Genomic DNA, 15890 nt, shown 5'->3' with positions numbered 1-15890 from the left:
TTTTATCGGATTTTTAGTATTTAGAAGTTGGTAGAATACAGGATTTCCCCATTATTTTTAAACGATACATGCTGGACCGTTCCGGCTCCTTCAAAATGGATGCTGAGACCGACGATTTTTTTTGGAATATCAGGCACTTCAAATGAGAATATGGGTTGTTTGTCCATTACAATATCCAATTTCCCGTCCTTTGAAATGCACTTCACTTCGACAAAGTCGGTAAAATCCACACCGAAACCGGAAAGATCTGTTTTCTTTCCATCAATGGTCTTATTAAATGCGTACAACATAATATCGGAAATGCACCCTTTGTCGGCAAGCATAATACTTATTGGTCCATCTTCGTGAACAATCACCAATTGGGCAGTTTGACATTGACTCTTACCGGATTTGAAATCATTCCGGATTGAGGCTGTCATTTCAAAATTGGTAGTATATAATTCCCCAAAGTCCCTGATTTGATAGAATCCGACAGGAGTTCTTGATGCTCGTGGGTCCACCCCATATTTCTTCAACGAGCTGGCTTTAATGGATAAGGCTTTTTTCGAACGGTAATCCTTCCTGTCCAAATAAATAGGTATAGAATCCGTCTCAATGACCCCCACCCAATCCGATGTTGGAATCAAGATACCCTTTTCCTTCACAATGGTTTCATCAACCACGAGTTTGGATTTGAAATAACCTGGTCGGTAATAAATGCTGGTGGAAACACTGTCGTTTTTATTGACGAGTACCCGCTTGCTCTCGTCCCAATCCTGCTGGATCTCTATTTTCGCTTTTTCATCTGCCGCAGATGCATCGTACCTGAAAACAACGGAATTTGGAAGCCCCATAGTGACCGACTTGCCGTTAAAAGCGAAATCATCAGGATTATAGATGGTATCATTTTTCCTTGCCGTCAAAAATACGGATGAAAAAAGCGCGATACCAAGCAATAAAAAGGCTATTAAAGGTTTCATCGGCAAATTCGCTTTGCCCTCTTTTTTCCCTTTCACAAACTTACCATCACAATAATTGGAAAATGCGCCCCAGTCCTTGAAACCGATATAGTTCGCCAGTGCATTCAAAGTAGTCTTGTTCGGGTGAGATGCATAGTTCACTTTCCCACTAAGTCGTTTTAGTGTGGATACGCTCAATAATGTGCCCGTTTCTTCCTGAATGTTCTCGCTGAGAGTCTTAAAATCATGGGTGTCCCACTTGTTGCAAGGTCCTTTGCCCAATTTTTCCTCTACCCGTTTAAAACAGGCTTTGATATGTTTCCTAAACTTCTCCATTTATAAATCCATGCCGACTATGAACAAACTTGAACAAAGATGAACAACCAATTCACCTCAAAACTTTGCAGGTAACTTTACATTGGTATACCGTAAGTCGATTATATCAAAAATAGATCATAATATGAAAAACAGCATCCGAAACTTCTTGATACTTGTCGTGGCCATTGCTCCAGTATCATGCCTTCAAGAAAACAAAAAAAACATTCCTGCCCAAGAATTGGCCTTTACCAAAAATAATTGGCGGATTGAAAATGTGGACGGTTCTACGGATACGTTGAAAGTTGTGGACCATCAGGGAAAGTACGCAATGTTTCTGGAACCAAGTCAAAAGGCTTATCTCAATGGCAAAGAATTCAAGAACTTTCAACTGGAGTTTCATTGTAATGGCCAAGTTCCTGGATTGGGCTTTAGGGTTCGGGATAAAGAAAATTACGAATACCTGTACCTGAGAATGATGATGAGCGGAAAAAAGGATGCGCTGCAGTACATTCCCATTTATAATGGCAGCTTGCCTTGGCAGCTCTATAATTATCCCAAATATGAAGGCAGTGCCGAATATCCGAGAAAGGAAGTGGCCATCTTACCACCTTTTCTGGAGAATCAACTGGTTCATGGAAAAGTGAGCGATAAGCTTTTAAAGGTACTGGAGGAGGAAGGCATCATATTCTCGGAGGAATCGTTCTTGGACTTTCCCGATGAAACCATTTCCTATATTTACGATCCTCAAAGCAATAAAGCGCTGCTTTTCGAGAAACGGGAAGATGGCATCGTATTCTTGGACATAAGTACTTGGGTCCATGTAAAGGTGGAGGTCATTGAAGACAAAATGTCCGTTTATGTTGAGGATATGGATACCCCTACCTTTGTGGTTGATAACCTAAAGCGCGATTCCAATAAAGGCGGTATAAGCCTGTACAGCAACTTTGGCCAAGTTTACTTTAGCGATGTATCCATTCGGGAAATTGAAAGTTCCAATGCGCCAAAACAACGGGATACCAAAAAAATGATTTCTCCAAACTATTTGACCAAGTGGCAAATATCGGAACCCTTTGCCAAGGACTCCGTGAACTTTATCTCCCAAGTGGATTCCCTATTCGATTACAAGGAAAAATTTAAAACGGTAACGGCCGATATGGATGGGCTTTTGAACATCAGCCGTTTTTATGATGATATGAACAAAACGGTCGCCCTGACCTGTACCATAGTATCTGATTCCGATAGGGATGTCAAACTAAATTTTGATTATGCGGACCACCTGGTGGTCTTGTTGAATTCCGAAATCCTGTTCGATGGGGGAATGAACTTTAGGCCACCTCCGGAAAAGGGCATGGAAGGCAGGGTTTTCGTGAATGATGAACAAACCGTGCTGAAGTTATCCAAAGGCTCCAATGAACTGACCTTTGTGCTGTCGGGCGATAAACGTCAGAAATATAATTGGGGATGTGTGGCCAAGTTGGAAGATTTGAATGGGGTTTCAATAGAATGAGCCATTATGTTTCCTTATGTGAACCCCTAAATGGACTTTTGGGAAACATTGGATGTTGACTGCCTTACCTGAACCTGTTTTTGTCTATGTATATGGTAGAGCTTGGAAAGCTATAATTTATAAAAGACAAATTCAAACATGAGTTGAACCATATCATGAAAAGTGGATGGTACACCTATAATGAAATGGTGGTCGATCTTTGCTTCTTGGGCAAGACCATGGGAAAAAACAACGGTTACCGCCCATTTCATTAGCAGTTCTATTAATAGGCATTATAGCAACGACAGCCTATTCTTTAGCAACCCTAACGGAACCGTTGTCTTCTCATGATCAAAAAAGTATCCTCCAGAATTGGTTAACCCAAATATAATACTCCGTTCCTCGATAATTTTCAGTGATGTAACTTACCCTTAACCCTATGCATTTTTCTTAATGTAGGAGGTACATGCTTCAAAATCATCGAATATTTGATCCTCAGGAATTAAGGAAGGTATCAATTTAACCCGTTCCATCATATACTTGGGCTGCTCCAAAACATGCACAAAAAGTACGGTAACACCTGTATTTTTAAGGTCCATCAAAACATCTTCAAGAGTATAAAGTCCAGATTGATCTAAATACTGCATGCGATCCATTCGGATGACCACCGTGGAGGCCGTTTTTGGGATTTGCTTGGCCAATTGTTGAAACTCGCTTGTAAACCCAAAAAACAAGGGGCCTTTCAAATGTTTAATAAAAACTTCCTTTTTAAGGTCTTCCGGAAAATTGACCTCATCCGCCCATCCCTTTTCCTCTTTCAAGGTTTTGACATCAGATCGTTTGGCCGTTAAGTCTCCCATTTTTTTCATAAACATCAAGGAAGCGATTACCAAACCGATACCTACGGCATAGACCAAGTTCCAAATAGAGGACAACACCATGACCACCAACATTATCAACACTTCAGAACTTAACTTGAAAGGTCCGAACTTGACATCCTTGGGCAAATAAGGTACGGCCCTCAGTCCTTTGTAATCTATTACCCCGATACCTACGGTCACCAAAATCCCGGCAAGTACCGCTGCGGGTATTTTGGAGGCTATCGGCCCCAAGGCCAATAATACGATGAGCAAAAGAATACCTGCAATCATCCCTGATAACCTTGTTTTCCCGCCTGCATTGATATTGACCACGGTACGAATGGTGGCTCCTGCACCAGGTATTCCCCCAAAAACTGCAGCAATGCTATTTCCAATACCCTGCCCCATCAATTCTTTGTTAGGTTTATGTTGGGTCTTGGTCATATTATCTGCAACCACGGAAGTTAATAGCGAATCTATGGCTCCCAAAAGAGCCAGGGTCAAGGCCGTAAAAATATAGGGGGTTACCGAGCTCAATTTAAATTCACTAAAGATGTCCAAATGGGGCACAGGAAAACCGCTGGGTATTTGTTGGATAGGCCTGTAATCCAGTCCAAACCCATAGGCCCCTCCTGAAACGACCAACAAAGCCACCAGGGCACTGGGAATGGCGGTTGTAATTCTTTTAAATCCATAGATGATCACAATAGTGGCCAATGCCAGAGCAAGTTCCAACCAATCTATCCGTTGTAGAGCCCTGGGCAAGACCTTGATCGTACCTATGACTCCAGAAGCATCTTTATTGGCCAAGGTTTGAGCTTCCTTCCGGATACTTTCCTCCGAGACCTCCCCTGCCCTATCCAGAGTTTCTTGAAAATCCTCAAGTACCAATATTCCTTCGTTCGATTCCTCATTGAGAATATTCTTAAGAATAACCTCTTCCGCACGAGGTCTGAATTGATCCACAAAAGCGGCATCTTCTTTGGGGTAATAACCCATCGAAGGCAACATTTGGGTAACAAGGATGATTACTCCAATGGCCGTCATAAAGCCTGAGACTACAGGATACGGGATATAGCGAATGTATTTTCCAAGCCCAGCAAGGCCCAATATGATCTGCATTAGCCCTGCCAATAGAAACACCAGTAAAATGGCCGGCAATGCTTTCTCGAGATCACCATCGTTCATAGCCACAATACCAGCAACGACAACCATACTAACAGCGGTCATAGGTGCCGTAGGTCCGGATATCTGGGTATTTGTGCCCCCAAACAAGGCTGCAAAAAAACTAATGAATATGGCACCGTACAACCCAGCACTTGGACCCATACCCGAGCTGACACCAAAGGCCAAGGCCAAGGGAAGGGCTACAATGCCCGCTGTAATGCCACCAAATAAATCTCCTTTAAAATTAGAAAAAAAATGCTTCATAAATATTTTGATTGTTTTTTGGATCGACACATTAGTGGCTGATCAACATACTAAAGGATACCGGTTCATAAATTATCAAACATTGATAATCAAATGACCTTCAAACGTATTCAAGGTTTCTAATCCTTTATTTTGAATAAATTGATATGACTACTGATGTGGACCTGTTATTAAGGTTTCGCTCAGAAACGTTCCAAGATCTTGGATAGCAACGTTAGCTTAAGCGCTGTATACGTTTTGATATGGTCCATAAAACCATCTCGATTTTTCTCATGGGCATGGAGGTAATAGGCGTCACATTCCGTTGTATCGTACTCAATTGCATTTATCATTGTCCTTTCATACCTATACAGGGTGCCCAATCGAAGTTGGTTTTCCCGTTGGACTGTCAAAAGGCTTTGGTTTACCGCAGGTGCTCCCAATAGGCGTTTTTCCAATGGAATCAAATATTGCAGTTCATTGCTGATCAACTCCATGGTTTCGATCCAATTGGCAATCTCCAACTTATCCTTTTTAACTATAATCTGGTTTAAGGACTCATGAAGATGGGGTCTGTTCACCTGCTTCATAATACCATGTTTAGGTTTATGGGTTCATTCTCCTGTTCTACATTTTCAATGGTCAATTTTTGGTTTCCAAAAGGAAACTCCCAAACCAGTGAATCCCCCTTGGCATATCCCATGACCGCTGCTCCCATAGGGGTCAGGATTGAAATATGGTTATTTTTCACATCACTTCGGCTAGGAAGTACCAATTTGAACTTTTTGTGCCATCCATTATCGGAATTTATGGTCACCATGGCATTGAACCGGATGACATCATCCGGCATTTGTGCTTCATCCAATATCCGTGCTGTTTCCATTTCACCCACGAGCTTTTTCACCGAACTCTTAAGGGTATTGTCTTTATAGAATCCTGATAGGTTCATTAACCGTTTTAAAAGGACATATTCTTTTTTTTCAATTACTAAACTACCGTACTTCATAATTTCTTTTTTTATATTTTAAAGTCTCCAGTACATTCATGTGGAAACCTAATTATGACATTGGATTATGGAAAAATACCCCTTTGGATATAGGTGTCCTCAAGTCGCTCTATGGCGATGACAAAGGCGGCCGTACGCATATCCAGGTTCTTTGTTTCTGTTTTGTGCGCGACCTTGTTGAAGGACTCTCTCATTTTTCTTTCCAGTTTCTCCAAAACCTCGTCCAAATGCCATATTTCTCCGTTGCGGTTTTGCAACCATTCAAAATAACTTCCTATAACGCCACCTGAATTGCATAGGATATCCGGTATAATATCAATACCTCGTTTTAAAAGGATTTCCTCCGCCTGAACGTCAGTCGGCCCATTGGCCCCTTCGGCAATCAGGCTAGCCTTAATTTTATGGGCATTGTCCACAGTAATCTGGTTGCCCAGGGCAGCAGGAATACAGATATCGCAGTCCAAACCAAAAAATTCGTTGTTGTCGAGGGGACTTGCCCCCGCATAGCCCGATATACTGCCTTTATTGGCCCTTGCATAGTCCAAAAGGTCTTCTGGTGAAATGCCCTCATCATTATGGATACTTCCATAAGCATCCTGTACAGCAGTAAGTATGGCTCCTTCATTTTTTAGAAAATGGGCGGCCCAATAGCCTACATTACCAAAACCCTGTACAATGAATGTTTTGTTCTTTAGATCAATCCTTTTGTGTTCCGCCCAAAATTTGATGGTCAGGAAAACCCCATAGCCCGTTGCCCGGTCTCTCCCTTCGGAACCTCCGGCACCAATGGGCTTGCCCGTAACCACATGCAGGTTCTTAGAACGTTCATTGGGCGATTTGGTAGACATATAGGTATCCAAGATCCAAGCCATCGTCTGAGGATTGGTGTTCACATCCGGTGCTGGGATATCCAGTTCCGGTCCAATATTGTCCCCAAGAGCATAGGTAAACCTTCTCGTGATTCGTTGCAGTTCGTCCTGGGAATATTTGGTAGGATCTAATTGTATTCCTCCCTTGGCCCCACCATAGGGCAATCCGGCCAAAGAGGTCTTCCAAGTCATCCACATGGCCAAAGCTCTGGCCGCGTCGATGTCCACAGTGGGGTGGTAACGTAATCCACCCTTATAGGGACCCAGTGCATTGTTGTGCTGAACGCGGTAGCCCTTAAAGATCTCTACCTCCCCATTGTCCATGCGTACTGGAAAATGCACTACGAATTCAGTGTTGGTGACTTCCAGTATCTTTCTAATGTTGGCATTCAGTTCAATAATATCCGCTGCATTATTGAACTGGCGCATAACGTTGTCCAACATGCCTTGTTTTGGCTGCTTTCTTTTTGATGTTAACGTTGTTGTCATAAAAAATTATTTATTGGGTACGCCGTACCTACTACTTGTTTGTTAATACATTTCATCCGAAACCACTATGGTAGGTTCCTTACCATCATCCATATATTGGCGATATTCGTTACATAAGTTGATATTTGACCTATTACTGCTCAAAGCACAATACGATTGGTGAATACAGGTGGAGCATAAACTCCGTACAAATTCCTTCATGGGACTGTTTTTTTATGTTATATTTTTTCATCAATGAATGGGATACAGTGTTTTGATTGGCTGAAAAACCAACATCAGTATGGACAGCCCAATGATAATCATAAAACCGATTTCCAAATTGGACAACATTCTATTGACACTCAATGATTTTTCTGAGATTCGCGTCAGATGTCCACTTTCTTCAATTTGAATTTCCTCAAGAGCATCCAAGGTTTTCTTTGTACTATGGATGTGCTCCAAAATTTTTGATTTATCCCCTTTCCCATATACGCTCGACAAGCCTGACGGGCCATAAAATTGTTGACGCAAGCGCTTTAAAAATGCAGCTTCCTCCCGAATCAGATCGGTCGCAGCAAAATCATCAAGGATGGCCGTGATTTGCCCAAAATGTTCATTGTTTTTTTCAATGTTTCCGGTTTCCAAAACCTCCACTTCCCTATCGTGCAGAAAATTTCTCAACTGATAAATATAATCCTGTACCACCACACGATCATCATGGATCGATTCAATCGTTTTTTGTATCGTCGAAAAATGTCTACGGTCCACCAAATTGGATCCCAGCACCAAGAAAAAGGCCAACGCTAGTACAAACCCTATCAGTATGCGTTGTTTTAATGTTAGTTTTGTATTCATATCTTTTTTATTTGGCTAACTTTATGTTTCTAGTATCGACATCCAAATAACCCTAGGCTGATTCCAGCTCCAGTTCATCGAACATCTTTTCCATTAAATTCCGTTTGAATAAAGTGCGTAACTCCTTCTCTGAGATGGCCAGTCTGGTCTTGGTATCAACTTGCTCAACCTTTGCCAAACGCAAGGAAACAAAATCACTGGGCACACCATACCTAATGATGTCCCCTTGCGATAGTCCAAGAACTGAACAGCCCAAATTGCTGAGCGCAGATATCCGGCCCTTTGCCAAATCGACTTGATCCGGTGGTACCAATTGAAAACACTCTTCCATACCCGAGGAGCTGATAACCGAAACGGTAGAATACAGTCTTACAACCTCTGAGGGCATATTCTTTTCATACACAACAACGGCATCCAATAAATTTTCCTCCAACAAGGCCAATGCATTTTCATGGGTATAATCTTCCAAACCCAGTGGACCTTGCATGTACTTTTTAATCATCAAGAAATCATATCTTTCCAAAACAAGGTTTCCGTATCTCAAAGAGTGTCTTACCATCCTTAGCGTTTTCAAATTATAGTGGTTCGGTCGGTTTTATCTCTGCCCGACCGACTCAAAACCATTCGGAACACTAAATGGCAAATGCCATGCCCTAAAAGGCAAAAAGAATAGAATTCAAAGTATGCCACTGATTAACAGCAACTAACATGTGTAAATGAGAAAGATTGAAAAATTAGAATCGGTAAGTTTCTGACCAGTTGGTAAGAATTTGACCAAATCAATCGAGCTTGTCGCGCAGCGTTTTTCGACTGATCTTTAAAATTTCAGCTGCTTTGGTCTTGTTCCCTTTGGTATGGAGCAGCACCCGCTTGATATACTTTCTTTCCATGTCCCTTAAGGGTATTAACTCCTCGTCCGGAAAGTCTATCTCATATTTTAAAAAGTCCGGTAAGTCTTTGGTACCAATCGGGCCATCCGCCATAATAACCGCTCGTTGTACCACATTTTCAAGTTCCCTTATATTTCCCGGCCAAGGATAACGTTCCATAATTTTCAAGGCCTCGGAATCGATTCGCAACAAACGGTCCCTATATTCCATGCCGTATTTTTGGAGGAATCGATCAACAAGTAAGGGAATATCGGACCTTCGTTGGCGCAGCGGGGGTACCCTTATCTCAACGACGGTCAAACGATAATAGAGGTCCTCCCTGAAGTTTTTTTTCTTGATTTCCTTCAAGAGATCCATATTTGTGGCCGCAACAATACGAAGGTCGACTTTTTCCAAGGTTCTGGAACCGACCTTTGTAATTTCCTTTTCCTGCAGTGCTCTCAATAATTTGGCCTGTACATCCAAACAGGCGTTACCTATTTCGTCCAAAAAGAGCGTACCCCCGGATGCCGCCTGAAAAAAACCATTCCGGTTTTGGTCTGCCCCTGTAAAGGCCCCCTTGGTATAACCAAACAATTCCGCCTCTTGCAGATTGTCCGGAATGGCTCCGCAGTTCACCGCAATAAAGGGCCCTTTGCTGTATTTTCCTGAATAATGTATGGCCCGCGCCACCAATTCCTTTCCAGTGCCGCTCTCACCATGTATCAATACCGTTGCCCGGTTGTTCTTTACCCTGTCTATAATGGTAAGTACTTGTTTGAAGGCTGTGGAATTGCCCACCATCTCCTTGAACGGTAGGTTTTGCGTTCGGGATGGAACATTTGCAATGGATGCTTGGTCCGCTCTCCCATGTTCCAACGCCCTTTCCACGGCCATTTTGAGTTCTGCTTTTGTAAAGGGCTTGGCCATATAGTCCATGGCACCCGACTTGATCACTTCCAAGGCACCGTCAACAGATGGGTATCCGGTAACCACCAATTTTGGTATGTTGGGATAATGTTCCTTGGCATACTTCAATAATTGAATGCCATCGACTTCCGGCATTTGAATATCCGTTATCAACAGATCTATTGAAGTATCCTTTAGTATAAACAAGGCTTCCTTAACGGATATCGCCTTAAAAACATGGTAGTTAAACTCTTTGAGCCTTCTTGCCAATAGTTCCAAGATCTTGATATCATCATCTACGATGAGAATGTTCTCTTTGTTCAATGGCATGGCGTCAATTTGGAAACTCGATGGTAAAAATAGTACCTTTTGGCACATTGGGCCTATGTGTAATGGTGCCCTTATAACTTTTGATGATTCCATGAACGACACTTAGACCAAGACCAGTCCCTTCCCCGATTGGTTTGGTGGTATAAAATGGTTCAAATACCTTGTTTTCCTGATCAGGTGCAATGCCCTCCCCTTGATCAATGATATTAATGATAATCTTTTGTTCCCCGTTAAGTATCTCTACCTTTATTTCTCCGTGTACAGGTGAGTAGTAGGCCGCGTTCATAATTAGGTTGAACATGACCTGGGTCAATTGGACCGTATTGGCCCGAATCCGGAAATCATCATTGTCGTAGGATTTGATGACCGATAATTGTTTTGCCCTAAGGGATGGCCCCATCAGACGTATCACACTGTCCACTACCTTATTTAGCTCGATCAATTCCATTTGTTGTGGCATTTCACAGGTAAAGAACATCAGTTTCTTTACGATTTCCCTACTGAAAATGGCATTGTCCAAAATCGTTTGTAAATCACTTCTGGTTCTCGTATCGGTAGTTTCATCCAGCAACAATTCTGCAAATCCCAAAATATTGGCCAAAGGAGTATTGAGTTCATGGGCTATTCCGGCAGTAATCTCTCCCATGATATGCAAACGATCGTTACGTTCCATTTGTCTTTTAGTTTCCTCTTCGCTATCATGGATCTGCTTGCGTTCCATAAAGTTACCGACGGCCAGACATACATTTTTCAGTAGGGTCTGCTCTTCTGGAAGAAAGTCTTCAAGAGTGTAGGATGAAGCTGGATAACCTACGGATATGGTTCCTTCTACTTTATTGAATACAATGACATCACAAGATAGGCAGATCATTTGCTCCTTGAATCCACTGGTCTGTACCTGGTATGCACCAATGGACACTGCTGCCTCGCCTTCTTCAGGAAACCGCCACCCCCTTTTTAAACAATAGGCGATGGCTTCCAGGGAAGTGGACAGTTCGTCGTATCCGGAATTCACGATGATTGAAGTGACCTCATAGAGACAGGTCAACTCTTTGACCCGTTCCTTTAATCTTTGATCGGTATTTATCATGGGTATCTAAAAATTTTGGTTGATAATGGTACATGGGTACCAAGACTGCTGTCCAATAGTTACGAAAATGTAATCAAAAAACTTTGTAAAATATGAACTATAGTATTCGCATTGGATCGGAACTTAGGTTCAAATAGGATAATCACATTATTTTGGTTATCCATGTTTGCGCATACAATGAGTAACAAAAATAACGATAAAAGACTTTTTTATCCTTTATGAGGCCAAAAGGATGTTTGACCAGTCATTTGAAAACCCTATTTTTAAAAGGTAACTCAATGTTGCTTTGTTTTTTGTTTATAAACCGATAACGGCCTTTGTTCATCGGTAAACTTGAGGGTTCCCTTTTCAGGGAAACCGTTCTCCCCGTATTTTTTTGGCCGCCCTGCGCCAACGCCCCAATACCGAAGGGTTCAGTTCCAGTTCCCTGCATACCGCTGCTGCGTCACCCCTGACATAGTTCAGTGAAATATAGTATGTGCAAGTAAACTGTCCCCGTTTTTTATGCAACAGACTAATAAATAATGGAATACATAAAAATGTAAGATATGGAGATAGAATATGATGGTTTCAGAATTGGTGAATACAAAGCCGACTTACAGCCAGTTCCAATTTTTTGTATTCAAACAATAATATTTAACAATATTAAGCCTACAAAACATATCAGCTTAAGCATCATAATTATCTAGATTCACAACATTTATATGTAGGAAAAAGTATAATGTTATAGTATTGCCCTGTTTTAAAAAAGCTTAACACTTTTCCTTCATGAAAATAACGGCCCACTCTATTTTATTTCTATTATTTTTTGGTATCACTTCATCAATTGTTCATGCTCAGGCACCTTCGGATGAAAATTTTGATGATAACACCAGCTTTGATTTAATCAGTAACGATTTTACACTTGATGGAGTGCGGTATCAGATTTCAGGAAATGGGTCAACCTATCGCCATGCCACATTTAATGATACCTTTAATTTATCAGAGGGTGGAACAAGTGATTATGCACTTCAATTCGATAAAAATGCTAATGGAGGAATAAATAGTGTTACTATAAGTGCAAACAACGGTAGTACATTTCAGATAACTGGTATGTCGATGGATATTTTGTCTGATACTCCTGTTCAGTTTACGTCTGATAATGGTGGAAGCTTTAGCTTGAGTGCCAATGATGGAACTTATGTATTCTACCAAAACTATGACTTCACAGCACAATCAGGCTTTGATAATATAACGACATTGACCATCTCTGGTACAAACATGATGGCGGATATTGACGATTTGAATTTTGAACAAGCCGTTTTACCAGCAACTGCCCCAACGGTAACCACCTCAGCCACCTCATCCATCACCGCCACAGGAGCCACTTTAAATGGCGATGTAACCTCTGACGGCGGCGCAACTCTAACCACACGAGGTTTCGTCTATTCCAGTTCCGACAATACCCCAACCCTTGGTGAAGGTGGAGTAACTGATGTGCCTGATGGTAGTGGCACAGGTGTTTTTAATGAAGTCATTTCAGGACTGAGTGCTTCCACTACCTATTATTACCAAGCCTATGCCACCAATACTGAGGGAACAACTTATGGCGGTGTAGTGAATTTTACAACAAGTGCTCCCAATGCAGCTCCAATAGTGGATGCCAATACTGGATTAACGGTAACAGAAGGAGAAACAGGAAACATAGACAGTGGTAAATTACATTTTAATGATGATGAAACTGTGGATGATGCCCAACTGACCGCAACTATTACCAGCGCCGTTGCCCATGGGACATTGTTTCTTGACGCCAATCTTAACAATACGTTCGATTCCGGGGAAGAAGAACTTTTGGTAAACGCAACATTTACACAAGATGATATTAACAATAACAGACTCAGGTATACCAATACAGTAGGTAATCAGACCTCGGATAGTTTTGGGTTTACGCTGAGCGACCCAGACGGTGGGGAATTGACCAATCAGACGTTTACAATAACCATCAATTTGCTTGAAGTACCAACCGTAACTACCACAACTGCCTCAGGCATTTCCCATACCGCAGCTACCCTTGGTGGTAACGTAACCGACAACGGTGGGGCATCCGTAACCGAACGCGGTATTGTTTACAACACCACAAGCACACCAACAACGGCTGACACCAAAGTGCAAATTGGTTCAGGAGATGGTAGTTTTACGCAGGAAATCACAGGGCTTACCGAGGGAACAACATATTACGTTCGTGCGTATGCCATCAATAGCGAAGGGACGAGCTATGGTAGTGAGGTTTCTTTTACGACCACATCCAACGATACGCCTTCAGGTTCTGTGATAACAAACCAGTCTGAATGTATTAATGGTTCGGTTTCGGGACTTGCTTTAACGATCACGGATACTTTTCCGGGGGACAATAACTTTATGGTTACCGCAGCCTCATCAAATACAAGTGTGGTTGCAAATGCGAACATTAAAATTACGGGAAGCGACAATACCCGTTCCTTGGCAATAACACCTGTATTGGATGCGGCAGGAACAAGCACAATTACAATTTCAATTAAGGATAGTTTGGGTGAAATAGGGACACAAACCTTTGATGTAACCTTTAATGATCTTATCCCGCCAACATTGACAGCGGTATCTGATAGAGAGGAAAATCTGGATGCCAATTGCAACTTTACCGTTCCAGATTATACGGGATTGACGACCGCAACGGATAATTGTGGAACGACGACAGTCACCCAATCCCCGATTGCGGGCACCGTGATCAGTGGGCACGGAACACTACAAACAATAACATTAACGGCCGATGACGGGAACGGGAATACCGACAGCACCACTTTTGATGTTACATTGGTGGACGTGACGGCTCCGACTTTGACCGCCGTATCGGATAGAGAGGAAGATCTGGATGCCAACTGCAATTTTACCGTTCCCGATTATACGGGATTGACGACCGCAACCGATAATTGTGGAACGGTGACAGTCACCCAATCCCCGATCGCGGGCACCGTGATCAGCGGGCACGGAACGGTACAAACAATAACATTAACGGCCGACGATGGCAACGGGAATACCGACAGCACCACTTTTGATGTCACATTGCTGGACGCGACTGTGCCAACATTGACCGCCGTATCGGATAGAGGGGAAGATCTGGATGCCAGCTGCAATTTTACCGTTCCCGACTATACGGGGTTGACAATCGCAACGGATAATTGCGGAACGGCGACGGTAACCCAATCACCGATTGCGGGAACCGTGATCAGTGGGCACGGAACACTACAAACCATTACGCTTACTGCCGACGATGGCAACGGGAATACCGACAGCACCACTTTTGATGTCACATTGGTGGACGCGACAGCTCCTACATTGACCGCCGTATCGGATAGAGAGGACGATCTGGATGCCAGCTGCAATTTTACCGTTCCCGACTATACGGGGTTGACGACCGCAACGGATAATTGCGAAACGGCGACGGTCATCCAATCACCGATTGCGGGCACTGTGATCAGTGGGCACGGAACGGTTCAAACAATAACATTGACGGCCGACGATGGCAACGGTAATACCAATAGCACCACTTTTGATGTTACATTGGTGGACGTGACGGCTCCGACTTTGACCGCTATAACGAGTATAGAGGAAGACTTGGATGCCAGCTGTGATTTTACCATTCCCGATTATACGGGGTTGACGACCGCAACGGATAATTGTGGGACAGTGGCAGTCACCCAATCACCGATTGCGGGTACCGTGATCCGTGGGCACGGAACACTACAAACCATTACTCTTACTGCCGATGATGGGAACGGAAATACCAATAGCACCACTTTCAATGTTACATTAAAGGACGTGACTGAGCCAACAATAACAGTACAGGATGTTGCAATCCAATTAAATGACACGGGGTCGGTCAGCATCACAGCAGAAGCCTTTGTAGTTGACAGTTATGACAGTTGCGGTATAGCAAGCATAAGTATTGACCGTACGGATTTTGACTGTGCCGATTTAGGGGATTATACCATCATGATAGCAGCAACGGACATTAATGGCAATGTTAAAATGGAAACAGCAATACTTACCTTGACCGGAGAAGATACGGATGGAGATTCCATAGCTGATTCTTGTGACACCGATAATGACAACGACGGTACTCCGGATAACGAGGATGCCTTCCCCTTGGATGAAACCGAGGATACGGACACGGATGGCGATGGAATTGGCAATAATTCCGATACTGATGATGACAACGATGGTACCCCGGATAACGAGGATGCCTTCCCCTTGGATGAAACCGAGGATACGGACACGGATGGCGACGGAATTGGCAATAACTCCGATGCCGATGATGACAACGACGGTACTCCGGATAACGAGGATGCCTTCTCCTTGGATGAAACCGAGGATACCGACACGGATGGTGATGGAATTGGCAATAATTCCGATACTGATGATGACAACGATGGTACCCCGGATAACGAGGATGCCTTCCCCTTGGAT

13 protein-coding genes are annotated in these 15890 nt (G+C 42.9%); 2 read left to right on the top strand and 11 right to left on the bottom strand.

Translation table 11 applies throughout. From position 1 onward, the window contains the following. Positions 1-20 precede the first annotated feature (20 nt). Complete coding sequence (locus VM932_RS15305; protein WP_326279925.1) at positions 21-1274, bottom strand: hypothetical protein; 1254 nt, start codon at positions 1272-1274, stop codon at positions 21-23. A gap of 124 nt (positions 1275-1398) precedes the next feature. On the opposite strand from VM932_RS15305, the gene VM932_RS15300 reads away from it, so the two are divergent. Beyond that, a complete protein-coding gene (locus tag VM932_RS15300; RefSeq protein WP_326279923.1) occupies positions 1399-2763 on the top strand; it encodes a hypothetical protein in 1365 nt (454 codons plus the stop codon). Positions 2764-3179: 416 nt separating this feature from the next. Here VM932_RS15300 and VM932_RS15295 read toward each other — a convergent pair whose 3' ends face one another. The 10 genes from VM932_RS15295 to VM932_RS15250 all read right to left on the bottom strand — a co-directional run bounded on the left by VM932_RS15295 (position 3180) and on the right by VM932_RS15250 (position 11918). Continuing rightward, positions 3180-5033: a SulP family inorganic anion transporter gene (locus VM932_RS15295; RefSeq protein WP_326279921.1), complete on the bottom strand. Its 1854-nt coding sequence runs from the start codon at positions 5031-5033 to the stop codon at positions 3180-3182. A gap of 182 nt (positions 5034-5215) precedes the next feature. Next, complete coding sequence (locus VM932_RS15290; protein ID WP_326279919.1) at positions 5216-5602, bottom strand: hypothetical protein; 387 nt, start codon at positions 5600-5602, stop codon at positions 5216-5218. Beyond that, positions 5599-6018 (bottom strand): GreA/GreB family elongation factor, encoded by a 420-nt coding sequence (locus tag VM932_RS15285; protein ID WP_326279918.1) that lies wholly within the window; start codon positions 6016-6018, stop codon positions 5599-5601. The genes VM932_RS15290 and VM932_RS15285 overlap by 4 nt, the downstream gene beginning before the upstream one ends. Before the next feature lie 65 nt (positions 6019-6083). Beyond that, positions 6084-7376, bottom strand: coding sequence for a Glu/Leu/Phe/Val family dehydrogenase (locus VM932_RS15280; protein WP_326279916.1), 1293 nt, complete (start codon positions 7374-7376; stop codon positions 6084-6086). Positions 7377-7418: 42 nt separating this feature from the next. Continuing rightward, positions 7419-7577 carry a hypothetical protein gene (locus tag VM932_RS15275; RefSeq protein WP_326279913.1) on the bottom strand — a complete coding sequence of 53 codons (159 nt, stop codon included), beginning with the start codon at positions 7575-7577 and terminating at the stop codon, positions 7419-7421. A gap of 30 nt (positions 7578-7607) precedes the next feature. Then, a complete protein-coding gene (locus tag VM932_RS15270) occupies positions 7608-8210 on the bottom strand; it encodes a hypothetical protein (RefSeq protein ID WP_326279911.1) in 603 nt (200 codons plus the stop codon). Positions 8211-8262: 52 nt separating this feature from the next. Further along, positions 8263-8769, bottom strand: coding sequence for a GreA/GreB family elongation factor (locus VM932_RS15265; RefSeq protein WP_326279909.1), 507 nt, complete (start codon positions 8767-8769; stop codon positions 8263-8265). A 220-nt stretch (positions 8770-8989) separates the two neighbouring features. Continuing rightward, a complete protein-coding gene (locus tag VM932_RS15260) occupies positions 8990-10318 on the bottom strand; it encodes a sigma-54-dependent transcriptional regulator (protein ID WP_326279907.1) in 1329 nt (442 codons plus the stop codon). A 4-nt stretch (positions 10319-10322) separates the two neighbouring features. Continuing rightward, the gene (locus tag VM932_RS15255) at positions 10323-11408 is read right to left on the bottom strand and encodes a sensor histidine kinase (protein WP_326279905.1); all 1086 of its coding nucleotides are present in this window, start codon (positions 11406-11408) and stop codon (positions 10323-10325) included. Between the two features lie 348 nt (positions 11409-11756). Further along, positions 11757-11918, bottom strand: coding sequence for a hypothetical protein (locus VM932_RS15250; protein ID WP_326279903.1), 162 nt, complete (start codon positions 11916-11918; stop codon positions 11757-11759). A 258-nt stretch (positions 11919-12176) separates the two neighbouring features. Here VM932_RS15250 and VM932_RS15245 point away from each other — a divergent pair. Further along, positions 12177-15890 (top strand): cadherin-like domain-containing protein (locus VM932_RS15245; RefSeq protein ID WP_326279901.1); only part of this gene is annotated, 3714 nt, incomplete at its 3' end.

Origin of the sequence: Flagellimonas halotolerans (assembly GCF_035818535.1) — a bacterium.
Classification (GTDB): domain Bacteria; phylum Bacteroidota; class Bacteroidia; order Flavobacteriales; family Flavobacteriaceae; genus Flagellimonas; species Flagellimonas halotolerans.
The sequence above is the reverse complement of the archived record's forward strand: the minus strand, read 5'-3'. Positions and strand labels throughout refer to the sequence as shown.